Annotated in this window: 26 protein-coding genes; 17 read left to right on the top strand and 9 right to left on the bottom strand. The window is 67.4% G+C overall.

Features of this window, described 5'->3' with window-relative positions:
* Positions 1–4: 4 nt before the first annotated feature.
* Positions 5–1,315, bottom strand: coding sequence for a serine hydroxymethyltransferase (gene glyA / locus GGR46_RS20570; protein WP_183999856.1), 1,311 nt, complete (start codon positions 1,313–1,315; stop codon positions 5–7).
* Positions 1,312–1,764 (bottom strand): ribose 5-phosphate isomerase B, encoded by a 453-nt coding sequence (rpiB, locus tag GGR46_RS20565; protein ID WP_183999855.1) that lies wholly within the window; start codon positions 1,762–1,764, stop codon positions 1,312–1,314. The genes glyA and rpiB overlap by 4 nt, the downstream gene beginning before the upstream one ends.
* Positions 1,765–1,822: 58 nt before the next feature.
* Here rpiB and GGR46_RS20560 point away from each other — a divergent pair, with 58 nt between their 5' ends.
* Positions 1,823–2,074: a hypothetical protein gene (locus tag GGR46_RS20560; RefSeq protein WP_183999854.1), complete on the top strand. Its 252-nt coding sequence runs from the start codon at positions 1,823–1,825 to the stop codon at positions 2,072–2,074.
* Positions 2,074–2,559 carry a hypothetical protein gene (locus GGR46_RS20555; protein ID WP_183999853.1) on the top strand — a complete coding sequence of 162 codons (486 nt, stop codon included), beginning with the start codon at positions 2,074–2,076 and terminating at the stop codon, positions 2,557–2,559. Before GGR46_RS20560 ends, GGR46_RS20555 begins: the two co-directional genes overlap by 1 nt.
* Before the next feature lie 60 nt (positions 2,560–2,619).
* Here the strand turns inward: GGR46_RS20555 and GGR46_RS20550 are convergent, their stop codons facing one another.
* Entirely contained in the window at positions 2,620–3,447 is an 828-nt protein-coding gene (locus GGR46_RS20550) for a LytTR family transcriptional regulator DNA-binding domain-containing protein (protein WP_183999852.1), read from the bottom strand.
* Between the two features lie 235 nt (positions 3,448–3,682).
* Between GGR46_RS20550 and GGR46_RS20545 the strand changes: the two genes are divergently transcribed.
* From GGR46_RS20545 to GGR46_RS20525, 5 genes are all read left to right on the top strand, one after another.
* Complete coding sequence (locus tag GGR46_RS20545; protein WP_221262871.1) at positions 3,683–4,171, top strand: DUF1579 domain-containing protein; 489 nt, start codon at positions 3,683–3,685, stop codon at positions 4,169–4,171.
* 159 nt (positions 4,172–4,330) lie between these two features.
* The gene (locus GGR46_RS20540; RefSeq protein WP_183999850.1) at positions 4,331–5,575 is read left to right on the top strand and encodes a BtaA family protein; all 1,245 of its coding nucleotides are present in this window, start codon (positions 4,331–4,333) and stop codon (positions 5,573–5,575) included.
* Positions 5,572–6,234, top strand: coding sequence for a class I SAM-dependent methyltransferase (locus GGR46_RS20535; protein WP_183999849.1), 663 nt, complete (start codon positions 5,572–5,574; stop codon positions 6,232–6,234). Before GGR46_RS20540 ends, GGR46_RS20535 begins: the two co-directional genes overlap by 4 nt.
* Positions 6,235–6,236: 2 nt before the next feature.
* Entirely contained in the window at positions 6,237–6,650 is a 414-nt protein-coding gene (locus GGR46_RS20530) for a response regulator transcription factor (protein ID WP_246426228.1), read from the top strand.
* 127 nt (positions 6,651–6,777) lie between these two features.
* Complete coding sequence (locus GGR46_RS20525) at positions 6,778–7,353, top strand: DUF4199 domain-containing protein (RefSeq protein WP_183999848.1); 576 nt, start codon at positions 6,778–6,780, stop codon at positions 7,351–7,353.
* Between the two features lie 57 nt (positions 7,354–7,410).
* Here the strand turns inward: GGR46_RS20525 and hemA are convergent, their stop codons facing one another.
* Positions 7,411–8,652, bottom strand: a complete 1,242-nt coding sequence (gene hemA / locus GGR46_RS20520) for a 5-aminolevulinate synthase (protein WP_183999847.1) — start codon at positions 8,650–8,652, stop codon at positions 7,411–7,413.
* Between the two features lie 229 nt (positions 8,653–8,881).
* On the opposite strand from hemA, the gene GGR46_RS20515 reads away from it, so the two are divergent.
* Positions 8,882–9,049, top strand: a complete 168-nt coding sequence (locus GGR46_RS20515) for a hypothetical protein (RefSeq protein WP_183999846.1) — start codon at positions 8,882–8,884, stop codon at positions 9,047–9,049.
* Between the two features lie 18 nt (positions 9,050–9,067).
* Here GGR46_RS20515 and murI read toward each other — a convergent pair whose 3' ends face one another.
* Together murI and GGR46_RS20505 are read right to left on the bottom strand one after the other, a co-directional pair.
* Entirely contained in the window at positions 9,068–9,865 is a 798-nt protein-coding gene (gene murI, locus GGR46_RS20510; RefSeq protein ID WP_183999845.1) for a glutamate racemase, read from the bottom strand.
* 127 nt (positions 9,866–9,992) lie between these two features.
* The gene (locus GGR46_RS20505; protein ID WP_183999844.1) at positions 9,993–10,709 is read right to left on the bottom strand and encodes a sigma factor-like helix-turn-helix DNA-binding protein; all 717 of its coding nucleotides are present in this window, start codon (positions 10,707–10,709) and stop codon (positions 9,993–9,995) included.
* A 109-nt stretch (positions 10,710–10,818) separates the two neighbouring features.
* On the opposite strand from GGR46_RS20505, the gene plsY reads away from it, so the two are divergent.
* From plsY to yghU, 4 genes are all read left to right on the top strand, one after another.
* Positions 10,819–11,469 (top strand): glycerol-3-phosphate 1-O-acyltransferase PlsY, encoded by a 651-nt coding sequence (plsY, locus tag GGR46_RS20500; RefSeq protein WP_183999843.1) that lies wholly within the window; start codon positions 10,819–10,821, stop codon positions 11,467–11,469.
* The gene (gene dprA / locus GGR46_RS20495) at positions 11,462–12,544 is read left to right on the top strand and encodes a DNA-processing protein DprA (protein ID WP_183999842.1); all 1,083 of its coding nucleotides are present in this window, start codon (positions 11,462–11,464) and stop codon (positions 12,542–12,544) included. Before plsY ends, dprA begins: the two co-directional genes overlap by 8 nt.
* 30 nt (positions 12,545–12,574) lie before the next feature.
* Positions 12,575–13,210 (top strand): glycerophosphoryl diester phosphodiesterase membrane domain-containing protein, encoded by a 636-nt coding sequence (locus GGR46_RS20490; protein ID WP_183999841.1) that lies wholly within the window; start codon positions 12,575–12,577, stop codon positions 13,208–13,210.
* Between the two features lie 170 nt (positions 13,211–13,380).
* Positions 13,381–14,274 carry a glutathione-dependent disulfide-bond oxidoreductase gene (gene yghU, locus GGR46_RS20485; protein WP_183999840.1) on the top strand — a complete coding sequence of 298 codons (894 nt, stop codon included), beginning with the start codon at positions 13,381–13,383 and terminating at the stop codon, positions 14,272–14,274.
* On the opposite strand, the gene GGR46_RS20480 is transcribed toward yghU, so the two are convergent.
* Positions 14,271–15,815 carry a DUF4403 family protein gene (locus tag GGR46_RS20480; protein WP_246426227.1) on the bottom strand — a complete coding sequence of 515 codons (1,545 nt, stop codon included), beginning with the start codon at positions 15,813–15,815 and terminating at the stop codon, positions 14,271–14,273. The genes yghU and GGR46_RS20480 overlap by 4 nt on opposite strands.
* 130 nt (positions 15,816–15,945) lie before the next feature.
* Between GGR46_RS20480 and topA the strand changes: the two genes are divergently transcribed.
* On the top strand, positions 15,946–18,516 hold the full coding sequence (gene topA / locus GGR46_RS20475) for a type I DNA topoisomerase (protein WP_183999839.1): 2,571 nt from the start codon (positions 15,946–15,948) through the stop codon (positions 18,514–18,516).
* A 170-nt stretch (positions 18,517–18,686) separates the two neighbouring features.
* Here topA and GGR46_RS20470 read toward each other — a convergent pair whose 3' ends face one another.
* Both GGR46_RS20470 and panC read right to left on the bottom strand, forming a co-directional pair.
* Positions 18,687–18,983 (bottom strand): SEL1-like repeat protein, encoded by a 297-nt coding sequence (locus tag GGR46_RS20470; protein WP_183999838.1) that lies wholly within the window; start codon positions 18,981–18,983, stop codon positions 18,687–18,689.
* Positions 18,984–19,094: 111 nt separating this feature from the next.
* Complete coding sequence (gene panC / locus GGR46_RS20465; RefSeq protein WP_183999837.1) at positions 19,095–19,934, bottom strand: pantoate--beta-alanine ligase; 840 nt, start codon at positions 19,932–19,934, stop codon at positions 19,095–19,097.
* A 79-nt stretch (positions 19,935–20,013) separates the two neighbouring features.
* Here panC and GGR46_RS20460 point away from each other — a divergent pair, with 79 nt between their 5' ends.
* The 4 genes from GGR46_RS20460 to GGR46_RS20445 all read left to right on the top strand — a co-directional run bounded on the left by GGR46_RS20460 (position 20,014) and on the right by GGR46_RS20445 (position 23,464).
* A complete protein-coding gene (locus GGR46_RS20460; protein WP_183999836.1) occupies positions 20,014–20,808 on the top strand; it encodes a division plane positioning ATPase MipZ in 795 nt (264 codons plus the stop codon).
* Positions 20,808–21,068 carry a J domain-containing protein gene (locus GGR46_RS20455; RefSeq protein ID WP_183999835.1) on the top strand — a complete coding sequence of 87 codons (261 nt, stop codon included), beginning with the start codon at positions 20,808–20,810 and terminating at the stop codon, positions 21,066–21,068. Before GGR46_RS20460 ends, GGR46_RS20455 begins: the two co-directional genes overlap by 1 nt.
* Positions 21,069–21,119: 51 nt before the next feature.
* On the top strand, positions 21,120–22,508 hold the full coding sequence (pgmG, locus tag GGR46_RS20450; RefSeq protein ID WP_183999834.1) for a phosphoglucomutase/phosphomannomutase PgmG: 1,389 nt from the start codon (positions 21,120–21,122) through the stop codon (positions 22,506–22,508).
* Positions 22,509–22,699: 191 nt separating this feature from the next.
* Entirely contained in the window at positions 22,700–23,464 is a 765-nt protein-coding gene (locus GGR46_RS20445; RefSeq protein WP_183999833.1) for an exonuclease domain-containing protein, read from the top strand.
* Positions 23,465–23,491: the final 27 nt, after the last annotated feature.

Raw genomic sequence — 23,491 nt, 5'->3', positions numbered from 1 at the left:
TTAATCAGAGCTCCGGATAGATGGGGAAGCGCTCGCACAGCGCGCGGACGCGCTCGCGGACATTGGCCTCGACCTGGGCGTCGCCCTGCTCGCCATTCTTCTTGAGGCCGTCGAGCACGTCGGCGACCATGTTGCCGATCTCGCGGAACTCGGCGACGCCGAAGCCGCGGGTGGTGCCCGCCGGCGAGCCGACGCGGATGCCGCTGGTCTTGACCGGGGGCAGCGGATCGTTGGGGATGCCGTTCTTGTTGCAGGTGATCGCCGCGCGCTCGAGCGCCTCGTCGGCGTCCTTGCCGGTCACGCCCAGCGGGGTGAGGTCGATCAGCGCGAGATGCGTGTCGGTGCCGCCCGAGACCACCGCCGCACCGCGCTCCTTGAGCGTGGCCGCGAGGATCTTGGCGTTCTCGACGATCGCCGCCGCATAGGACTTGAACTCGGGCTGGAGCGCCTCGCCGAACGCAACCGCCTTGGCGGCGATGACGTGCATCAGCGGGCCGCCCTGCAGGCCGGGGAACACCGCCGAGTTGATCTTCTTGGCGATCGCCTCGTCATTGGTGAACACCGCGCCGCCACGCGGGCCGCGCAGCGTCTTGTGGGTGGTGGTGGTCACGACATGGGCGTGGCCGAAAGGCGTCGGGTGGACGCCGCCGGCGACCAGGCCGGCGAAGTGGGCCATGTCGACCATGAAGATCGCGCCGACTTCATCGGCGATCGCGCGGAACTTCGCGAAATCGATGTGGCGCGGATAGGCCGAGCCGCCGGCGATGATGATGCGCGGCTGGCTCTCCTTGGCCTTGGCCAGGACCTCGTCGAAGTCGATCAGGTGCGTGACCGGATCAACGCCATACTGGACCGCATTGAACCACTTGCCCGACATCGCCGCCTTCGCGCCGTGGGTCAGGTGACCGCCCGAATCGAGGCTGAGGCCCATGATCGTGTCGCCCGGCTTGGCGAGCGCGAGCATCACCGCGCCGTTCGCCTGCGCGCCCGAGTGCGGCTGGACGTTGGCGAAGTCGCAGCCGAAGATCTGCTTGGCGCGATCGATCGCCAGCTGCTCGACTTCGTCCGAGGGGTGGCAGCCCTGGTAGTAGCGCTTGCCGGGATAGCCCTCGGCGTACTTGTTGGTGAAGACCGAGCCCTGGGCCTCGAGCACCGCCTTGGAGACGATGTTCTCGCTGGCGATCAGCTCGATCTGATACTGCTCGCGCTTCAGCTCGTGCTCGACGCCGGCGAAGACCGCCGGATCGGCCTCGGCGAGGCTGCGGGTGAAGAAACCGTCCGGCTGCACGCCATTGCTAACGGGGTTGGTGCTCATTCGGGGCTCCTTTCGGGGTGGCTGAGCTTCTCGACCCGGCGCTGGTGGCGGTCGCCGAGGAACTCGGTTGCGAGGAAAGTGGTGATGCAGGCCTTGGCCATCTCGATACCGACGAGACGGGCACCGAGGGCGATGACATTGGCATCGTTGTGCTGGCGCGCAAGGCTGGCCGAGAGCGGCTCGGAGACGAGCGCGCAGCGCGCTGCCGGATTGCGGTTCACCGCGATCGAGATGCCGATGCCCGAGCCGCACAGCGCGACGCCGTGCACGGCCTGGCCGGTCTCGATCGCCTTGGCGAGACGATAGCCGTAATCGGGATAATCGACGCTTTCGGGGCCATTCGTGCCCAAATCGAGCACTTCATGGCCTTCGTTACGCAACCATTCGGCGAGTTCTGCCTTCATTGCGTAGGCGGCATGGTCCGATGCGATAGCGATGGCGTGTGGCATGCGCGCTCCCCTACGCCGCAAGGACCGTGCTGGCTAGACCGACTATTCGGAGAGAAACATGCGCAAGACGATTTTCGCCCTGCTCCCTGCCCTCGCTTTGGGCCTCGCGGCCTGTTCGCCGAGCACGGAGAGCAATCTGAGCAACTCGCTGGACCGCACCGGCGACTCGCTGAGCAACGCCGCCAACGACCTGGGCAACAGCATCGACGCAGCCGCGGACGATGCCGGCAACGCCTTCGACAACACCGCGGACGACATCGGCAACCGCGCGAGCCATGTCGGCAACGCGATCGACGAGGCGACTCGCTGATGCGCGCGCTGCTGATCCTCGCGCCTGCGCTGGCGCTCGCCGCGTGCAACGCCGCCGAGAACAGCGCCGACCGGGCCGCCGACGCCACCGCCAACGCCACCGAGACCGCCGGCAATGCCGCAGTCGCGGTGGGCGGATCGATCGCCAATGCCGTCGAGACCGGCGCCGCCGACCTGAAGAAGGAAGTGTCCGGCAAGCCGGTGGACCGCGACGACTGGGTCGGTCGCTGGAAGGGTGTCGAAGGCACCTATCTGGTCGTGTCGAAGGGTAAGGATGCCGGCACCTACAAGCTCGAGATGCAGTACACGCTCGACGACAAGGGGTCGTTCGATGGCCGCGGGTCCAGCGAAGGCATCACGTTCAAGCGCCCGGACGGCGAGCAGACGCTCCACCCGAGCGATGGCGATGCGACGGGCCTTAAGTGGCTGGCGGGCAAGAAGGACTGCCTGACGGTGCACACCGGCGAGGGCTATTGCCGGGATTGATCTGATCCTTCCGCATATCTTCCCGTCATCCCCGCGCAGGCGGGGATGACGATTGGCCGGCTATCCCCTTCCCCGCAGCCATCCCCGCGCCCGTGCCTCCGCTGCATAGGTCGCGCTGACCGGTACCGAACCGCCGCCGGCGAGCAGCAGCCGCCATTTGCGGCCATCGCGTTCGGCGCCGGCCACGGCTCCCGCCGCGACCCAGGCGCCGCGATGGACCTGGGCGCCGTCCAGGGCGGCGACTTCCTCGAGCGCGTCGCCGAAGCGGTAGTGGAGCAGTGCGCTCGTGCCGTCGCGGCGGTGGATGCGGCAATAATGATCCTCGGCTTCGATTCCCGCGAGCTGCTCGGCACCGACCCGGGCACGGGCGAGCAGGCCGGTATCGGCGCGGACCGGGCGCATTTGACGGAGCAAAATCCAGGCGACGAGCGCGCAGACGGCGAAGATCACCACGCTGATCGCCGCCGCACGCAGCCAGACGTCGAATGGCATGACGCGCATGTTCCGGCCGAGCAGCGCGCCGACGAGCGGGATCTCGAGCGGCAACGGCAGGTTGAGCGGGACGGTGCCGAGCAGCGCGATGCGCGGCCAGTCGCTCGACTTGCGCACGCCCCAGGCGAACAGCGCCTGCCATTTGAGCGCGTTCCACAGCATCAGCACCACCCAGAAAAGGGTGCGCGCGTGGAGCGGCAGGCGGCCGGTGCCGAACCCGCCGGTGACGATCATCAGCGCCGCGGCGGCGAGGCAGGCGACCCAGAGCAGCGGAAAGCCGGGCGGCGCCTTTTTCGGCAATGCCCGTTTCGCGAAGCCGAGCGCGCGCTTCACGAAACCGCGCTTGCCGGCAGTGCGGGCGGCAGGGCCAGTGCGGAGCGACCGGACGGCGGGCATGGCGGACAGGCTGCCATGGGCGGAGGCCGGGGACAATCGGGAGATCGGAATGTTCGCTTCACGTCTATCCAGTTCCCCGGCGAAAGCCGGGGCCCAGGGTTTCTCTGCCGTCTCGCCCGTGACCCTGGGCCCCGGCTTTCGCCGGGGAACTTTTGGGTTTTGGGCTTGGGGCATCGCGACGCTTGCTCTCGCCCTGCCCTTCACCGCGCATGCTCAGCAGGCCGACACCGCCGCGATGGCGCAGCAATCCGCCGCGATGCACAGGCTCGACTGGATGCACGGCAAGTGGCGCGGCGAGGCGCGAATGCAGATGCCCGGCGTCGGCGAGAAGGTCGTGACGCATACCGAACGCGTCGGAACGCTGCTCGACGGGACGATCACGCTGATCGAGGGCAAGTCATTCGACGTGGACGGCAAGGTGCCGTTCAACGCCTTCGCCGTGGTCTCCTACGACGCGCGAACCCAGAGTTTCTCGATGCAGAGCTATACCGGCGGGCGATCGGGTACCTTCCCGATGACGGTGCTCGACAAGGGTTACGCTTGGGAAGTGCCGGCCGGTCCCAATGCCAAGGTCCAGTACAAGGCGATCTTCGACGGCGCGACCTGGACCGAGACCGGCGATTTCGTCGCCGAGGGGCAGCCGCCCCGCCCCTTCTTCAAGATGGTGCTCAAGCGGATCGGCGACAGCGACTGGCCGATGGCCGGCAGCGTCACACGGGATTGATTTTGCTGGGCTCCTGACTCTAGGGGGCGTCCCGGGAAGCACCCGCGACAGGCGTTGCGGGTGCAGGGGATAGACCCTAGAGTGACGCCGGTTCGTCACAAAGGGGTAATAGGGCGTGGCGGACCACCGCTCGTCCGCCGGGGCGTCCAGGAGCTATTGATGGGTTCGATTACCAAGACGCCGAAGAATGTCGCCGTCCGCGGCGCCGTACACCGCCATGAGCACATGACCAAGGAGGGCCTGCTCGAGCGCGCCTTCACCTTCGCGTTCCGTGGCCTCGTCTATCCGCAGATCTGGGAAGATCCGGTGATCGACATGGAGGCGCTGCAGCTGCAGCCGGACCACCATATGGTCACGATCGCCTCGGGCGGGTGCAACGTCTTCTCGTACCTGACGGCGAACCCGGCGAAGATCACCGCGGTCGATCTCAATCCGGCACACATCGCGCTCAACAACCTCAAGAAGCAGGCGGCGCTGAACCTGCCCGACTATGCGGCGTTCCACCGCTTCTTCGGCCAGGCCAACAAGGCCGAGAATGTCGAGGCCTATCGCCAGCACATCGCGCCGCATCTCGATGCGCCGTACCGCGATTACTGGGAGCGCCGCGGCCTGAACGGCACCCGCCGCATCGAGGCGTTCAAGCATGGCTTCTACAAATACGGCCTGCTCGGCCGGCTGATCGGCTTCGTCCACTGGCTGGCGCACCGCTACGGCATCGATCCGCGCGAGATCCTGGCCGCGAAGAACATCGAGGAGCAGCGCCAGATCTTCGAGACGCGCTTCGAGCCGTTCTTCGAGAAGAAGTTCCTGCGCTGGCTGGTCGACCAGCCCGCCGCCCTGTTCGGCTTCGGCATTCCGCCGGCGCAGTACGACCTGCTCAAGATCGACGACCAGGCGGGCATCACCGGCGCGCTGAAGAGCCGCCTGCGCAAGCTCGCCTGCGACTTCGACCTGAAGGACAATTTCTACGCCTGGCAGGCCTTTGGCCGCGGCTATGGCGAGGGTCCGGACGCGCCGCTGCCGCCGTATCTCGAGGCAAAGAACTGGGATGTGGTGCGCGCGCGCGCCGACCGCGTCGAGATCCGCCACACCAACTATGCCGACTATCTCGAGACGATGCCGGCACAGTCGCTCGACCGCTACATCCTGCTCGACGCGCAGGACTGGATGACCGACGAGCAGCTCACCCGCATCTGGGGCGAGATCACCCGCACCGCCAAGCCGGGCGCGCGCGTGCTCTATCGCACCGCGGCGATCCCCGATGTGGTGAAGGGGCACATCCCCGAGGAACTCATGTCCCAGTGGGAATATGAGGACCAGGCCAAGCTCGACGACTGGACGCGCCGAGACCGTTCGTCGGTCTATGGCGCGACGCACGTCTGGACGCTGAAGCCGCACGCATGAGCGCCGCGACCGGGGGTGCCGACCAGAAGGGGCTGATGGACGCGACCTATGCGCTCCATCGCCACTTCTACGACTTCACGCGCAAATTCTACCTGCTCGGCCGCGACGCGCTGATTCGCGGGCTGAATCCGCCCCGCGGGGGCACCGTGCTCGAAGTGGGCTGCGGCACCGCGCGCAACCTGATCGTCGCGGCGAAGCGCTTCCCCGAGGCGCGTTTCTACGGCTTCGACATCAGCGAGGCGATGCTGGAGACGGCACGCGCCTCGGTCGAGAAGAACGGCCTTAGCGGCAAGATCACGCTGGCGCAGGGTGACGCGGGTGCGTTCGACGTGAACGCGCTGTTCGGCGTCGACAAGCTCGACCGGGTGTTCATGAGCTACACGCTCTCGATGATCCCGCCCTGGGTGGAGGCGATCGAGCTGGGCGCGAAGGCGCTGGCGCAGGGCGGCAGCCTGCACATCGTCGATTTCGGCCAGTATGAGCGGCTGCCCGGCTTTGCGAAGCGGCTGCACTTCAAGTCGCTGAACGACTTCCACGTCTATCCGCGTGACACGCTGCCCGCGGTGCTCAAGCGCATCGCCGAGGAGGAAGGGCTGCGGCTCGACTTCCGTTCGACCCTGCGCGGCTATGTGTGGAGCGCGACGCTGACGCGGGACTGAGCTTGGGCAAGCGCGTCCTGCTATACGGCGCGCTGCTGGCGGCAGGAACGCTGCTGCTCCAATGGCTCGATTACCAGCGGCTGGTGCGCTCGCACATCGGCGACCTCTACATCTTCCTGATCGCGGGCGGTTTCCTGGCGCTGGGCGTCTGGCTCGGCGTGCGAGGGATCGCCCGGCCAGCCCCACGCGCGTTCGACGGCAATCCGCAGGCGGTGGCGGCGCTGGGCCTCTCCCCGCGCGAACTGGAGGTGCTCGACGAACTGCTCGCCGGGCGATCGAACCAGGAGATCGCGGACAAGCTCGGCGTATCGCTCAACACGGTGAAGACGCATGTCGCACGGCTGCTCGAGAAGCTGCGGGCGAAGCGACGCGGGGACGCCGTGGCCCGGGCGCGGGAACTGGGGATCGTCAAGTAACGCCACCCCGGCTTTCGCCGGGACGACGGATCTGGGCCATTTCACGCAAATCATCCTTTCGGGGGATTGCCGCGGCGGCTTGCGAAGCGGCTGATCGAAGCGCAACCTGAACCCAAGGGGGACGACTATGCTGCGCACCATCCTGACCCATGGCCTGATCGGCGGCCTGATCGCCGGCGGCCTGCTCTCCGTCATAGTGCTGAACTTCGAAGGCGCCACCGGCCAGTACGGCATGGCGATCGGCTATCTTATCATGCTGATCGGGCTGAGCGCCATCTTCGTCGCGATCAAGCGCCAGCGCGACGTGGCGCAGGGCGGCGTGATCCGCTTCTGGCCGGCACTCGGCATGGGGCTGGCGATCAGCCTGGTCGCGGGGATCGTCTATGCGATCTGCTGGGACGTGGCGCTGGCGACGATTGGCATCGACGCGTTCATCGACAAGTTCGCGGGAACGATGCTCGACGGCAAGAGCGGCGCGGAGCTGGCCAAGGCGCAGGCGGAGATGGCGTCTTTCCGCACCGCCTATCACAACCCGTTCTTCCGGCTGCCGATGACCTTTGTCGAGATCTTCCCGGTGGGTGTGCTGGTATCGCTGGTCTCGGCCGCTCTGCTCTGCAACAGCCGCTTCCTGCCAGCGCGAGGGGAGGAAGGCCCATTACCCGTCACCCCCGCGCAGGCGGGGGTCCAGGGCAACAAGGGCTGACGCTCCTTGTTCTGGATCCCCACCTTCGCGGGGATGACGATGTCTGGAGTAAGGGCGCTACGCCGCCCGGCGCAGTTCCAGCCGGCCCCAGATCTCGACCAGCGCATCGACCAGCTCGCGCATCATGGCCTCGTCATGCGCGGGGCCGGGGGTGAAGCGCAGGCGCTCGGTGCCGCGCGGCACGGTCGGGTAGTTGATCGGCTGGACGTAGACCCCGTACTCGGCGAGCAGGATGTCGCTGATCTTCTTGGCCTTGACCGGATCGCCGACCATCAGCGGCACGATGTGCGTGGTCGAGGGCATCACCGGTAGTCCTGCCTCGGCCATCATCACCTTGAGCTTGGCGGCGGCGGCCTGCTGGCCGTCGCGCTCTTCGGACGAGCCCTTCAGGTGGCGCACGCTTGCGAGGGCACCGGCGACCAGCACGGGCGAGAGCGAGGTGGTGAAGATGAAGCCCGGCGCATAGCTGCGGATCACGTCGATGATCATCTGGTCGGCCGCGATATAGCCGCCCATCACGCCGAAGGCCTTGCCGAGCGTGCCCTCGATGATCGTCAGGCGATCGGCCAGGCCTTCGCGGTCCGAAATGCCGCCGCCGCGCGGGCCGTACATGCCGACGGCATGGACCTCGTCGAGATAGGTCAGCGCATTGTACTTGTCGGCCAGGTCGCAGATCTCGGCGATCGGCGCGATGTCGGCGTCCATCGAATAGACGCTCTCGAACGCGATCAGCTTGGGCACCGAAGGATCATCGGCCGCGAGCAGCTCTTCGAGATGGGCGAGGTCGTTGTGGCGGAAGACGCGCTTCTCGCAGCCCGAATTGCGGATGCCCGCGATCATCGAGGCGTGGTTGAGCTCGTCCGAATAGATGAGGCAACCGGGCAGGATCTTGCCCAGGGTCGCGAGAGTCGCTTCGTTCGAGACATAGCCCGAAGTGAAGAGCAGCGCCCCGTCCTTGCCGTGGAGATCGGCGAGCTCGCCCTCCAGATCGACATGATAGTGCGTGTTGCCGCCGATGTTGCGCGTGCCGCCCGAGCCGGCGCCGACATCGTGGAGGGCCTCCTCCATCGCCGCGATCACCTTGGGGTGCTGGCCCATCGCCAGATAGTCGTTCGAGCACCAGACGGTGATCGGCTTCGGCCCGTTATGCCCGGCGAAGCAGCGCGCATTGGGGAACATGCCCTTGTTGCGCAGGATGTCGATGAAGACGCGGTAGCGGCCCTCGGCGTGCAGCCGGTCTATCGCGGACGTGAAGACCCGGGAATAATCGACGGGCGCTGGGCTGTCGGCGCTGTGCATGCTGCGTTCCTACCGTCAAAATCCGGTCATTTCCAGTTGGACATATTGCCTAATCGGTTCCGCTTTGGACACGTTTGACCGAGAGCAAAGCCGGGTTCGTCCAAAACCGGTCCGGATTCCTGCAAAATCGATGCGGGATGTGGTAAACAGGGTCAACCGCGGCGAGTCGGCACCCAAGCGAGCCCGCGGCCGAGAGACTTGTGCTCCCGCTTGATGACGGAGCATCGTTATGACCGCCAGAGACATGGAATATTTCGCCCGACGCGCGCGTGAAGAGCGCGAGCATGCCGATCGCAGCGACGACATGACCGCGCGGCGCGTCCATCAGGAGATGGCAGAGCGCTATTCGGCCCGGCTGCGTGACATCGTCGCGGTACGGCCCGTCCCACAGACCTGAGCGCCGGCACGGGGGAAGCTAGAGCGACTCGATCCCGACCAGCCCGTAGCGCGCAAGCGCAGGGGCGAGCGCATCGGTGCGCGCACTGCGGGCGGTGAACACCGCCCTGCCCGGCACCGGCGATGCCGGCCATTGCTGACCCTCGGTCAGATAGGCGACTCGCCGGGCGATGCCCGGACCGCCATCGACGAAGCGGACGGCATGCGGCGCGGCCGCTGCCAGCTCCGCCTCGACCAGCGGGAAATGGGTGCAGGCGTTGACGATCACGTCGATCCGCTCGCCGCCCGGCTGGTCGAACAGGCCGGCAAGAACCGCACGCATCCGCTCGGGCAGCGGCGGCACCCCCTCCAGCGAAGCCTCGGCGATCTCGACCAGCTCGGCCGAGCCGTGGCGCAGCACCGTGCAATCGCCGGCGAAGCGCGCCGCGAGATCGTCGACATAGGGCTGGCGGACCGTCGCCTCGGTACCCAGCACGCCGATCACGCGGGTCTCGCTGATCTCGGCGGCGGGCTTGATCGCGGGAACGGTACCGACGATCGGCACGTCGAGCGCGGCGCGGACATGGTGGAGTGCGATCGTCGAGGCGGTGTTGCAGGCAATGACGATCAGGCGCGGATCATAGCGCTCCGCCAGCCGGCCGAGCAGGGCGGGCACGCGCGCGGCGATCTCGCCCTCGCTGCGCGTGCCATAGGGAAAGCCCCCCGAATCGGCGACATAGACGAGCGGCGCGTGCGGGAGCAGCGCGGCGGTGGGCGCGAGCACCGAGAGCCCGCCCACACCGGAATCGAAGAACAGGATGGGGCGGTTGTCGGTCATCGCCGCGGGCATGGCTCCGCAGCCGTTGAGCGTCAACCGCCCCGAGTTTGGGAACACCCCCGAAGGGGATTTCATCGGCTCTCGATCGCTAGACGCCGCGCACGGCGCATGCCCTTACGGGAGGGGATCAGTTGCTCGGTTTCCAGTTGGCCGGAATGCCCATGGCGAGGACCATCGGGCGGCGCGTGGCGATATATTCGTCCCTGCTCACCTTGCCGTCGCCATTGGCATCGAAACGGGCGAGGAACATCCGCCCGCCCTGCTCCGCGCCGATATCCTTGCGCGGGCCGTGATTGACGCTGACCGAGGCGCGCGGCGCCTCCCCCGCCTCGAGATAGCCGGACTTGTCCCTGTCCATCGTCGCAAAACTCGCCGCGATGAACGCCGTGGCCTGTTCGGGCGTCGCGGGAACGAAGGGGCCGTCGTACAGCTTCGCCTTCTGCTGCGGCGCAGGTGCGTTCTGCCGGGGCGCCGGTGCGCCCGTCGGCATGAGGGCAAGCGCGGCCGCGATCGTGATGCTCATTGCGATTCCTCCTATCCACCACCGGCGCCTGTCGCCGGGGACGGGACCGGGATGCAGTTCGGCGATGCCCGCGGCGAGGTCCGGCGCATGGGGTACCAGCAGCTGGGACTCGGCCTGGACGAGCAGCCGGGCGGCCTGGAGCGAGGAGGACAGGCCCAGCTTGGCCCGCGCCATCTTGAGCCGCTTTTCCACGGCATGGGGCGAAACGCCGAGCTCGATCGCCATTTCCTTGGCGGTCTGGGGCAGCAGGCGGCGGCGCAGGCATTCCTTCTCATTCTCGGTCAACCGGGCGATCGCCGCCCGCATTCGATCGTCCAGCACGCGCCGCTCCCCGCCCCCCACAGGCGCGCGAGGCTAGGGGAAAGTCGAGTTTCGCCCAAGTCGGAGCGATTGGTACCCCATCCACATTGCGCACCCGCAGCAAGCCACTATGTTGACCGGCGCGCAGGGGGATCCTTTGACGAACGACATTCCATGGCTGGTTCCCGCGGGGGTCTTGCTGCTCGGCTATCTGCTGGGCTCGATCCCCTTCGGGCTGCTGCTGACCCGCTTCGGCGGTGCCGGCGACCTGCGCCAGATCGGCTCGGGCAATATCGGCGCGACCAACGTGCTGCGCACCGGCCGCAAGGGGCTGGCGGCGGCGACGCTGCTGCTCGACCTGGCCAAGGGCGCGGCGGCGGTGCTGATCGCTGGCGCGATCCTGCCCGGCGGCGGCGTGCTGGGCGGCCTGGCCGCGTTCATCGGCCATTGCTATCCGGTGTGGCTCAAGTTCAACGGCGGCAAGGGCGTGGCGACGATGATGGGCGTGGTGCTCGCGCTCCACTGGCCCTCGGGCATCGTCTTCGCGGTCGTCTGGCTCGGCCTGCTCGCGATCCTGCGCATCTCCTCGCTGGCCGGCATGAGCGCGGCGATCAGCGCACCGGTGAGCGCCGCGTTCTTCGGGCGGATCGACCTGGTGCTGATGCTGCTCGCGCTGACGATGATCGTGCTGTGGAAGCACCGCGCCAATATCGACCGGCTGCTCAACGGCACCGAACCGCGCATCGGCGGCAGTAAGAGCGGCAGCAAGAAAAGTGCCTGACAGGCGCGAGGCACGGCTAAGGCTGCTGCGCTCCGCCAATATCGGCCCCGTAACCTATCGCCAGTTGATCGCCCGCTTCGGCACCGCCGAGGCGGCGCTCGACGCGCTGCCGATGCTCGCCGAACGCGGCGGCGGGCGGGCGCCGGTGATCGCCGATCTGGGGGCCGTGCGGCGTGAGATCGCCACGGTCGAGCGGCTGGGCGCGCGCTATCTGTTCCTGGAGGATGAGGACTATCCGCCGCTGCTCGCCGAGCTGGACAGTGCTCCGCCGGCGCTGGTCCTGCGCGGGCGACTGGAGCTGCTCGACCGGCCGGCGGTGGCGATCGTCGGCGCGCGCAACGCCTCGGCCGCGGCCTGCCGCTTCGCCCGGCAGATCGGGCTTGGCCTGGCCGAGGCAGGCGTGACGGTGGTCTCGGGCCTGGCGCGCGGGATCGACACGGCGGCGCATGTCGGATCGCTGGGCGGCGGCACGGTGGGTGTGATCGCCAGCGGCATCGACATCGCCTTCCCGCCCGAGAATGCCGAGCTGCAGGAGCGCGTCGCCCGCGAGGGCCTACTGCTCGCCGAGCAGCCGCCGGGCACCGAGCCGCTCGCCCGCTTCTTCCCCTCGCGCAACCGGATCATCGCCGGGCTGGCGCTCGGCACGGTGGTGGTGGAGGCGGCACCGCGCTCGGGATCGCTGATCACCGCGCGGATCGCGGGGGAGGCGGGGCGCGACGTGATGGCGGTGCCGGGGTCGCCGCTCGATCCGCGCGCGCAGGGCTGCAACCTGCTGATCCGCGAAGGCGCGACCCTGGTGCAGGGGGTGGACGACATCCTCGAGATGGTCCGCCCGATCGACCCGCGTGCAGTGCGGGCGCCGTGCAGCGGCTGGCAAGGTCCGCCGCCGGAGGACGCCAGCGATGCCGATCGCCGGGCGGTCGCCGGGCTGCTCGGGCCGGTGCCGGTGAGCGCGGACGAGTTGATCCGGCAGTCGGGACTCGCGCCCGCAGTGGTGCAGACCGTACTGCTCGAGCTGGAGCTGGCCGGAAGGCTGGAACGGCATGCAGGCGGGCGAGTGAGCCTGTCGGGATAGGGGGACGGGGTGGAAGATTTCGATACGCGCATGCTGCTGAAACGGACCGCCGAGATGGTCCGGCACGCGCCTGGCGTCGCGCTGGTGGCCTGGCTGGCCCTGGTGCTGCCGAGCACGCTGCTGAGCGTCGCCACGGACGGCGACGGCCGGTTTGGCTTTGTCAGCGGAATCATCGGGATCTTCGCCCAGTTCATGGTGACCAGCCGCCTGGCCCGGCAGGCCGGCCTGATGCAGGCGGAGAATGTGCCCGGTCGTGCGAGCAGCTTTGTGCTGCTGAGCATCGTCACCGGGCTGGCCATCATGCTCGGCTTCCTCGTGTTCGTGCTGCCCGGACTCTATCTGCTGGCCCGCTGGTCGATCGCGGTCCCGATCGTGATCGCCGAGGGCGCGAAGATGGGCGACGCGCTGACGGCGAGCTGGGAGCGGACCCGGGGCAAGGCCGTGCCGATCTGCGTCGCGCTGCTGGTCGTCGGCACTGGCCTGCTCGGCTCGGTCGCGCTCGATTACTTCTATGTGCCCGACTACGGGACGATGCCGCTGATCCCGACGCTCGTCAGCGACCTGATCGGTTTCGGCTCGAACGTGCTCGCCTGGTTCCTCGCAATGGCGATCTATTCCTTTTCGGCCAGGGAAGCGGAGCCCCGGCTCGAGGAAATCTTCGCCTGACGATCGGGCGGGAGATGCGATCCGCGGCGGCGATCCCTTGCCCTTTCATCGCATGGACCTGCACGTTCGTCGTAGGCCGGCCCGTCCCGATCGCGGTTCAAATGCGGACCCCTAGCAAGTTACGGGAGCGTTCCTACATGCCGGCCACAATCCCCAGGGAGACTATCGACATGGCCGACGCATCCGATCCCGCCAACAACCAGCCTGCCGGCTATGTCCCGCCCAAGGTGTGGACCTGGGAGCAGCCGAGCGGCGGGCAGTTCGCCAATATCAACCGGCCGGTCTCGGGCGCGACGCACGACAAGGTGCTGCCGGTCGGCGAGCACCCGATCCAGCTCTATTCGCTCGGCACGCCCAACGGACAGAAGGTGACGATCCTGCTCGAGGAGCTGCTCGCCGCCGGCCATGCGGGCGCCGAATATGACGCCTGGAAGATCAACATCGGCGAGGGCGACCAGTTCGGCAGCGGCTTTGTCGAGATCAACCCGAACTCGAAGATCCCGGCGATGGTCGACCATTCGGTCTCGCCCAACATCACCGTGTTCGAGAGCGGTGCGATCCTGGTCTATCTCGCCGAGAAGTTCGGTGCGTTCCTGCCGACCGATCCGGCGAAGCGCGCGCAGACGATGAGCTGGCTGATGTGGCAGATGGGCTCGGCGCCGTTCCTGGGCGGCGGCTTCGGTCATTTCTTCGCCTATGCGCCGTTCAAGATCGAGTACGCGATCAACCGCTATGCGATGGAAGTGAAGCGCCAGCTCCACGTGCTCGACACGCATCTGGCCAAGAGCAAGTTCATGGTGGGTGACGAGTACACGATCGCCGACATCGCGATCTGGCCCTGGTATGGCGGCGTGGCGCGCGGCGATGCCTATGCCGGCGCGGCCGAGTTCCTCAACATCGGCGAGTACGAACATTTCAACCGCTGGGCCGCCGAAGTCGGCGAGCGCGAGGCGGTGCAGCGCGGGCGGCTGGTCAATCGCGGCTCGGGGCCCGAGGACCAGCGCGTGCCCGAGCGGCATAGCGCGGCGGACATCGACGCGGTGCGGGCGAAGATGCCGGCCTAGCGGCCGACATACTCCACCCTTGCCGTCCCCTCGGCCCAGACGGGCAGGTACAGTCCCTGCCCGCTGGCCTTGAGCGTGCCGGTGCGGGCCTCGGCGAGGTCGGCGCGGATCAGGAAGTCGCCGGCGCGCTTGCGGACGATCGCGCGGCGGACCTTGCCGAGGAGCTTGTCGAAGTCATGGGTGAAGTTCTGGGTGAGCGATTCCGCCAGCGTCTCGGCCACCCCGGGGCTCTGGGCGAGCAGCACGACCAGGTCGCCGGCCATCCGGTCGGTCTCGCCCGAGACGGAGAGATTCTCGAAATGGACGCGCTGCGAGCCGGGGGCGTTGACCGGTACCGCGGTGAGCCAGACCCGGCCGTGCGTCTCGGCCCCGCCGCTCTGCGGGCGGACGGCGATCGTCAGGCCGACGGCGATGCGGCCTTTGGTGGTGCCGTACAGGACCACGCCGCTGAAACGCGCCGTTACAGGTCCGATCTTGGGCAGCTCGAAGGGGCGTTTCGAACGCTTGTCCAGCGCGCGCTGCAGCACCGGCTCGAGCTGGGCATAGTCGGCGATGACGGGGATGAAGAATTGCAGCTTCGCTCCCTTGGCATCATGGCCGAGCGACGGCAGCGCCACGGGCTTGGGATCCGCAGGCTTGGGCCCGACGAACGTCTCGGTGAGCGCGGCCAGGCCGAGGTTGAGGCGCAGCCGGTTGCCGGTCAGGCGGTAGCCGCCATAGCTCAGCTTCTCCGGGGTGATCCGCATCCAGACCGGCGGATTCTCCTCGTTGAGCTGGAGCACGGTGAAGCTCTGCCGCCAGGCTTCGGCGACGCGGCTGCGGATATCGACCCGGGCGATCTCGCGCGGCAAGGTGCGCTCGAGGTCGCGGACGATCGGGCGGAGCTTCTCGTCGGCCTTGTCGGTGAAGGTGATCCGCTTTCCGAGGAAGTCGATCCCCGGCGGCGCGGTCCAGTCATAGGCGAGGCGGATGGTGGCGCGCGGCTGCCAATTGTCGCTCACCGACAGGCGGATACGGGCATGGACCATGGCCGACCCGGTCGCGGTCTTGCCCTTGAGGAAGCCGCCGACATGGCGTGCGGCGATCGTCGCGCGGATCGGCATGTCGGCGACGATCTCGTCCCCCACGCCGCGCAGCCGGATGCCCGAGCGCGTGACCGTGCCGATCACGTCGCAACCGAGATCGGGGCTGACCTTGAGCTTCGCCTTGAACAGCTTCACCCGCTGGGCCGGCACGCATTTGTCGATGTGCTGGTCGATCGACCAGAGCGTGCGCGGCACCGATTTCTCGATCGTGCGGAGCAGGACGGAAACCGGCACGTCGAGCGGCACGTCGATCGCGGAAACCTGGCGCGGCACTTCGATCGCGTCGCTGGCGCGGGGCGGCGCCTCCGCCCTGGTGTCGAGATGGGCGCGCAGCCAGAAGAAGCCTACGCCGGCACCCGCCGCGAGCAGGGCGAGCACCGCCCCGAGGACCCATGGCCAGCGGCGCCGGCGGCGCGGCGGCAGCGTCGTCTCTTCGGGCAACGTCTCCTCGGGCAATATTCCACTCCCCCTCGGCCTGGCTCGGTGATACCCGCGAAGCGTTACCAAGTTCCAGATCAACCCGCTTGACGCCCGCCGCCACCCCTCCCCACCTTACACGCGTACACGTGAGGAACGCTTACCCCCCATGCAGCTCGTCATCGTAGAATCGCCGGCCAAGGCGAAGACCATCGAGAAATATCTCGGCAAGGACTACCGGGTCCTGGCCTCCTACGGCCATGTCCGCGACCTGCCGGCGCGCGACGGCTCCGTTGATCCCGACGAGGGGTTCGCGATGGAATGGGAGACCTATGCCGACAAGTCGAAGCAGCTGAAGGCAATTGCCGACGAGGCGAAGAAGGCCGACCGACTGATCCTCGCGACCGACCCTGATCGCGAGGGCGAGGCGATTTCCTGGCACGTGCAGGAAGTGCTGAAGAACAAGAAGGCGCTGCCCAAGGAAGTGGAGCGCGTCACCTTCAACGCGATCACCAAGCCGGCGATCCTGACCGCGATGGCGCATCCGCGCGAGCTGGATACCGACCTGATCGACGCGTACCGGGCACGCCGCGCGCTCGATTATCTCGTCGGCTTCACCCTGTCGCCGGTGCTGTGGCGCAAGCTGCCCGGCGCCAAGTCGGCCGGCCGTGTCCAGTCGGTCGCGCTGCGCATCATCGTCGATCGCGAGCGCGAGATCGAGGGGTTCAAGCCGCAGGAATATTGGTCGGTCACCGCCGACATGGAGCAGGACGGCACGCCGTTCCAGGCTCGGCTGGTCAAGTTCAAGGGCGACAAGCTCGACCGGCTTTCGATCGGCGACGGCAAGACCGCCGAGGCGGCGAAGAAGGCCGTCGAGGAAGGCCGTTTCACCGTGGTCTCAGTCGAGACCAAGCCGGCGATGCGCAACCCCGCCGCGCCCTTCACCACCTCGACGCTGCAGCAGGAGGCCGCGCGCAAGCTCGGCTTCTCGGCCAGCCACACCATGCGGATCGCACAGGGCCTCTACGAGGACGGCGCGATCACCTATATGCGTACCGACGGCGTCCAGATGGACCCGAGCGCGATCCAGGACGCCCGCAAGGCCGTCGCGACCCGCTATGACGGTAGCTATGTGCCCGACAAGCCGCGCATCTACACCGCCAAGGCGAAGAATGCCCAGGAAGCCCACGAGGCGATCCGCCCGACCGATTTCTCCAAGGACCGTGCGGGCTCGGGCGATCACGCCAGGCTGTACGATCTGATCTGGAAACGCGCGCTGGCGAGCCAGATGGCCTCGGCCCGGCTGGAGCGCACCACGATCGATCTGGAAGACGCGACCAGCCAGCACGGGCTGCGCGCCACCGGCCAGGTGGTGATCTTCCCCGGCTATCTCGCGCTCTACGAGGAAGGCCGCGACGACGAGGGTGATGAGGATTCGCGCCGCCTGCCACGGATGAGCGAAGGCGCGACGCCGGCCAAGAAGGCGGTCAACGCCGAGCAGCACTTCACCCAGCCCCCGCCCCGCTTCAGCGAAGCGTCGCTGGTCAAGCGGATGGAAGAACTCGGCATCGGCCGGCCTTCGACTTATGCCTCGGTCATCCAGGTGCTCAAGGACCGCGCCTATGTCCGCCTCGAGAAGAACCGCTTCTTCGCCGAAGAGAGCGGACGGCTGCTGACCGCGTTCCTGGAGCGCTTCTTCCAGAAATACGTCAATTACGACTTCACCGCCGAGCTGGAGGAGGAACTGGACGACGTGTCGGGCGGCCGCGCCCAGTGGCAGGCCGTGCTCGAGGCGTTCTGGAAGGACTTCAAGCCGCGCACGGCCGATGTGATGGAGCAGAAGCCGTCGGACATCACCGCGGCGCTCGACGAGTTCCTCGCGCCCTATCTGTTCCCCGAAAAGGCGGACGGCAGCGATCCGCGGCTGTGCCCGAACTGCGGCAATGGCCGGCTGGCGCTGCGCGGCGGCAAGTTCGGCGCGTTCATCGCCTGCTCCAACTATCCGGAGTGCAAGTTCACCCGTCGCTTCGCCCAGCCGGGCGGTGAGGACGGCGCGGACAGCGGACCGGAAGTGCTCGGCCAGGATCCGGACACGGGCCTGAACGTCGAGCGCAAGTCGGGCCGGTTCGGCCCGTACATCCAGCTTGGCGAAGGCAAGGAAGCGGCGCGCGCCTCGATCCCCAAGGACGTCGAGCTCGACCTGGAGCTGGCGCTGAAGCTCCTGAAGCTGCCGCGCGTGATCGGCGACCATCCGGAAACGGGCAACCCGATCACCGCCTCGATCGGCCGCTATGGGCCGTACCTCGCGCATGATGGGAAATACGCCCGCCTGCAGGGCACGATGGAAGTGTTCGAGACCGGCATGAACGCCGCGGTGGTGAAGCTGGCCGAGGCGGCGGCGAATTCGGGCCGTCCGGCCCGGGGAGCGAGCCGTGAGCCGCTCAAGGTTCTCGGCAAGCATCCGCGCACCGAGGCCGAGATCAAGCTGATGGACGGTCGCTACGGCGCGTACGTGACCGATGGCGAGACCAACGCCACGCTGCCCAAGTCGATCGACAAGGACCAACTGACGCTCGAGGAAGCCGCCCAGCTGATCGACGCCCGCGCGGCGGCGGGTCCGGCCAAGGGCAAGGGCAAGAAGAAGGCCGCACCGAAGAAGGCGGCGGCGCCGAAAAAGGCCGCTGCGAAGAAGCCGGCGGCGAAGAAGGCCCCCGCGAAGAAGGCTGCGGCCGAGGACTGACGCATACACTCCTCCCCCGGAGGGGGAGGGGGACCGCCCGAAGGACGGTGGAAGGGTAGTCGCGACAAGCGACGCCCTTTGAATCTGAAGCGGATTACTGGTGGAGAATACCCCTCCACCATGCTGCGCATGGTCCCCCTCCCCCTCCGGGGGAGGAATGGATCAGGCCTTTACGCCGCGCGTACCTCGAAGCCGCGGAGCCAGGCACGTGCGGCCTTCTGCGCTTCGATGATCTCGCGCGCGGTCATGTCCTCGGCGATTTCGGCGCGGCATTCCTGCGCACGCGAGTCGCCCGAGACGGCCGCGATGTTGAACCACTTGTGCGCTTCGATCAGATCGACGCCGATGCCGTCCGCACCGCTCGAATAGACCATACCCAGATCGTAACACGCGTTGGCGTCGCCGCGGGCCGCGTCACGCAGCCGGCTCTCGACGAGGAAACGCGCACTCTTAAGGCTGCTGCCCATGTCGCTTAACCCCTGTTCACCACACCCTCTTGTGGTGGCTTGGGGTTTGGCAGCTAAATCCGAAACAAATGGTTAACAGCGTTAACTGTATTTGTTCAGGTCCGTACTTCTTCAGGGTACCGCGATATTGTCGATCAGCCGGGTGGCGCCGAGCCGGGCCGCAGCGAGCAGACGGAGCTTGCCGGGCGCATAGGCGGTGGCGGGCTCCAGGGTCTCGGCATCGGCCAGCGCGACATAGTCGGTCTCGAAGCCGGCGGCGGCGAGCGTCTCGCGCGCCTGGGCCAGCGCCGCCTCGACATCGCCGCCATCGGTGATCGCCTTGGCCGCGGCGCCGAGCGCGCGCGGCAGCGCCACGGCCTTGGCGCGCTCTTCCGGCATCAGATAGGCGTTGCGCGACGAGAGCGCCAAGCCGTCATCCTCACGCTGGGTGAGCACCGACTGGATCTCTACGGCCAAATTGAGGTCCGTCGTCATGCGGCGGATCACGGCGAGCTGCTGCCAGTCCTTCTCGCCGAACAGGGCGATGTCGGGCTGGACCTGGTTGAACAGCTTGGAGACCACGGTGGCGACGCCGTCGAAATGGCCGGGGCGGTGCGCGCCTTCGAGCAGCGCGCTCACGCCCGAGACCGAGATATTGGTCGCGAAGCCTTCGGGATAGACCACCTCGACCGGCGGCATCCACAGCAGGTCGACGCCGGCGCCAGTGAGCATGCGCGAATCCGCGGCTTCCTTGCGCGGGTATTTCGCCAGGTCCTCGTTCGCGCCGAACTGCTTCGGATTGACGAAGATCGAGACGACGACGCGGTTCGCAGCGCGCTTGGCCGCTTCGACCAACGCCATGTGCCCGTCATGCAATGCGCCCATGGTCGGAACGAGGGCGATGCGCTCGCCTGCCTGGCGCCAGGCGGCGGTCGCCTCGCGAAGGTCTTCGAGCTGACGGACTGTTTGCACGCGTTAACACTTTCGATAAGACGGAAGCGCGGCCTTCTATGGGGGGGAGGCGGTTCGATCAATAAAGGATGTTGGAACTTTGAGCGACGGGTCGAAGCGGCTGCACGTTCTGGTGTTCGCGAACGAGAAGGGCGGCACCGGAAAGTCCACCACCGCCGTTCATACGGCGATCGCGCTGGCGTCGAAGGGCGCGCGCGTCGCGTGCTTCGATCTGGACCACCGCCAGCGGACCATGGGCCGCTATCTGGACAACCGCGCGGCGACCGCCAAGCGGATGGGCAAGCCCCTGCCGATGCCGGTCTATGACACGCATGACGGCGAGAGCATGTCCTATTTCTCCGAGGCGCTCGACAAGCTGGGCGAGAATGCCGACTTCCTGGTGATCGACACGCCGGGCCGCGACGACAAGTTCGCGCGGATCGCGGTGACCAATGCCGATACGCTGGTCACGCCGATGAACGACAGCTTCGTCGATTTCGACCTGATCGGCCAGGTGGACCCCGACACGTTCAAGGTCGTCCGCCCCAGCTTCTATTCCGAGCTGATCTGGGAATCGCGCAAGCGCCGCGCCAAGGCGGACGGCGAGACGATCGACTGGGTCGTCCTCAGGAACCGCATGCAGCACATCGAGGCGCGCAACATGAAGCGCGTGTCCGAGGCGATCGACCAGCTTTCCAAGCGCGTCGGCTTCCGGGTGATCTCCGGCCTGTCCGAGCGCGTGATCTATCGCGAGCTGTTCCCCCAGGGCCTCACCATGCTCGACAGCCGCGAGTTCGGCGAGATGGGCCTGGCGCACGTCGCCGCGCGGCAGGAGCTGCGCGAGATGATGGCCGGGCTGGCGCTGCCCGAAGTCACCATGCCGCTGTTCGCCTGATGGTCTTCAAGCTCCTTGTCGCCGCGGCGATCCTCTATGCCTTGTACCAGCTCGTACTGAAGCCGCGCTCGTCCGCACCGCGCATGCCCGAGGACGAGGCCCGCGCGATCCTGGGGGTTTCGGGCGAAGCCGATGCGGATGCGATCCGTGCGGCGCACCGGCGGCTCGTTTCGGCGGTTCACCCCGACAAGGGCGGTTCCGCCGAGCTGACGCGCCGGATAAACGCGGCGCGCGATACGCTGCTGCGGTCGCGCAATTGAACTTTCCCCCTGTTCGCGATTTGGGCGGGCAGGATTTCCCCGGGAGGCACCATGACGCATCGTTTCGACCCCACTTCGCTGCGCGAGTACGACATTCGCGGGATCGTGGGGGAGACCCTTGGCCCCGATGACGCGCGCGCGATCGGCCGCGGCTTCGCCACCCTGCTGCGCCGCGCCGGCGGCACCCGCGTTGCGGTCGGCCGCGACGGCCGCCTGTCCTCCCCTGCCCTCGAAGCGGCGCTGATCGAGGGCCTGACCGCTTCGGGCTGCTCGGTGGTGCGCACCGGCATGGGCCCGACGCCGATGCTATATTATGCCGAGGCCACGCTGGAGGTGGATGGCGGCATCCAGATAACCGGCAGCCACAATCCCGGCCATTACAACGGCTTCAAGATGGTGTTTCAGCACGCCAGCTTCTTCGGCGAGAAGATCCAGCTGCTCGGCAAGATGGCGGCGGAAGGCGATTGGGACGAAGGCGATGGCACCGAGACGGTGACGGAGGCCGATGTCGAGGACCTGTACGTCAGCCGGCTGTTCGCGGGATTTGCCGGCGGCGCCTATCGCGTTGGATGGGATACGGGCAATGGCGCCGCCGGCCCGGTGATCGAGAAGCTGGTGAAGCTGCTCCCGGGTGAGCATCACACGTTGTTCACCGATGTGGACGGCAATTTCCCCAATCATCATCCCGATCCCACCGAGGAGAAGAACCTCGCCGATCTGAAGAAGCTCGTCGCGGAGAAGCAGCTCGATTTCGGACTGGCTTTCGACGGCGATGGCGACCGCCTGGGTGCGATCGACGGGCAAGGCCGTGTGATCTGGGGCGATCAGCTTCTGTCCATTCTGGCTGAACCTGTTCTTCGCGTGGAGCCCGGCGCGACGATCATCGCCGATGTGAAGGCGTCGCAGATGCTGTTCGACCGAGTCGCGGAGCTCGGCGGCAAGCCGCTGATGTGGAAGACCGGGCACAGCCTGGTGAAGACCAAGATGAAGGAAACCCATGCGCCGCTCGCCGGCGAGATGAGCGGCCACATCTTCTTCGCCCAGGACTATTACGGCTTCGACGACGCGCAATATGCTGCGATCCGGCTGATCCAGGCGGTGCATGTGATCGGCAAGTCGCTGACCGAGCTCAAGGACGCGATGCCCAAGCTGGTCAACACGCCCGAGATGCGCTTCCAGGTGGACGAGAGCCGCAAGTTCGCGGTGGTGGACGAGGTCCTGGATCGCCTCGAGGCCGAGGGCGCCGACGTCAACCGCACCGACGGCGCACGCGTGAACACCGCCGATGGCTGGTGGCTGCTGCGCGCCTCGAACACCCAGGACGTGCTGGTCGCCCGCGCCGAGGCGAAGGACCAGGCCGGCCTCGACCGTCTGCTCGCCCAGATCGACGACCAGCTCGCCAAGAGCGGCCTCGTACGCGGGGAGACCGTGGGGCATTGAACTAATTCCCTCTCCCATTGGGAGAGGGAGCGAGCCGACGCAGTCGGCGGAAGGGTGAGGGTCGAGAGGCAAGGCTACCCTCACCCTTCCCACTCGGCTTCGCCTCGCGGGCCCTTTCCCGCTCCCAAAGGAAGCGGGAGTTAGGGAGATAAGACTCGCATTTCCGCGCCTCAGCCCCCAAATGCGCCCTCATGGCGTCATCCCACCCGCCCATCATCCGTGTCATCGATCTCGAGACCACCGGCGACAAGCCGCCGGCTCATGCCGTGTGCGAGATCGGCTGGCAGGACGTCGCACTCGGCAAGGACGGGCGCTGGGAGCTATACGGAGAGGGCGGCAACCGGATGGTCAATCCCGGCCGGCCGATCCCACCGCTGACCATGGCGATCCACCATATCCGCGACGAGGACGTCGCCGACGCGCCCTGGTGGCACGACGTCGCGCGGCCGATCCTCGATCCCTGGCCGCGCCGCGTCGCGCTGGCGGCCCACCGGGCGAGCTTCGAGGAGCAATATTGCACCCCCGCCCTCACCCGCGGCGCCGACTGGATCTGCACCTGGAAATGCGCGCTGCGGCTCTGGCCGGACAGCGGCGGCTTCTCGAACCAGTTCCTGCGCTATTTCCGCAATCCGGTGGGGCTGGAGCATGAGCGCGGCCTGCCCGCGCACCGCGCCTTCCCCGATGCCTATGTGACTGCGCATCATCTGCGCGACATGCTCAACGAGGCGAGCGTGGCGCAGCTGATCGAATGGTCGAAGTCGCCCGGCCTGCTGCCGCGCGTCCGCTACGGCCCCGACCGCGGCAAGGAATGGAGCGAAATCGACGACGATTCGCTCGCCGCCTTCATGAACGACCGCGACGAGGACATCCGCTTCACCGCGCAGACCGAATTCGCACGGCGTCGCGGCGGAGCTCCGGTCGGCCCGGACGCGCAGACGCAGCGGCTGTTGTTCTAGGCTTTGGCGGGGTCATCCCGATCCATT

Source organism: Sphingomonas kyeonggiensis (genome assembly GCF_014196745.1).
Taxonomy (GTDB): Bacteria; Pseudomonadota; Alphaproteobacteria; order Sphingomonadales; family Sphingomonadaceae; genus Sphingomonas; species Sphingomonas kyeonggiensis.
This window is presented reverse-complemented; position numbering and strand designations above follow the sequence as displayed.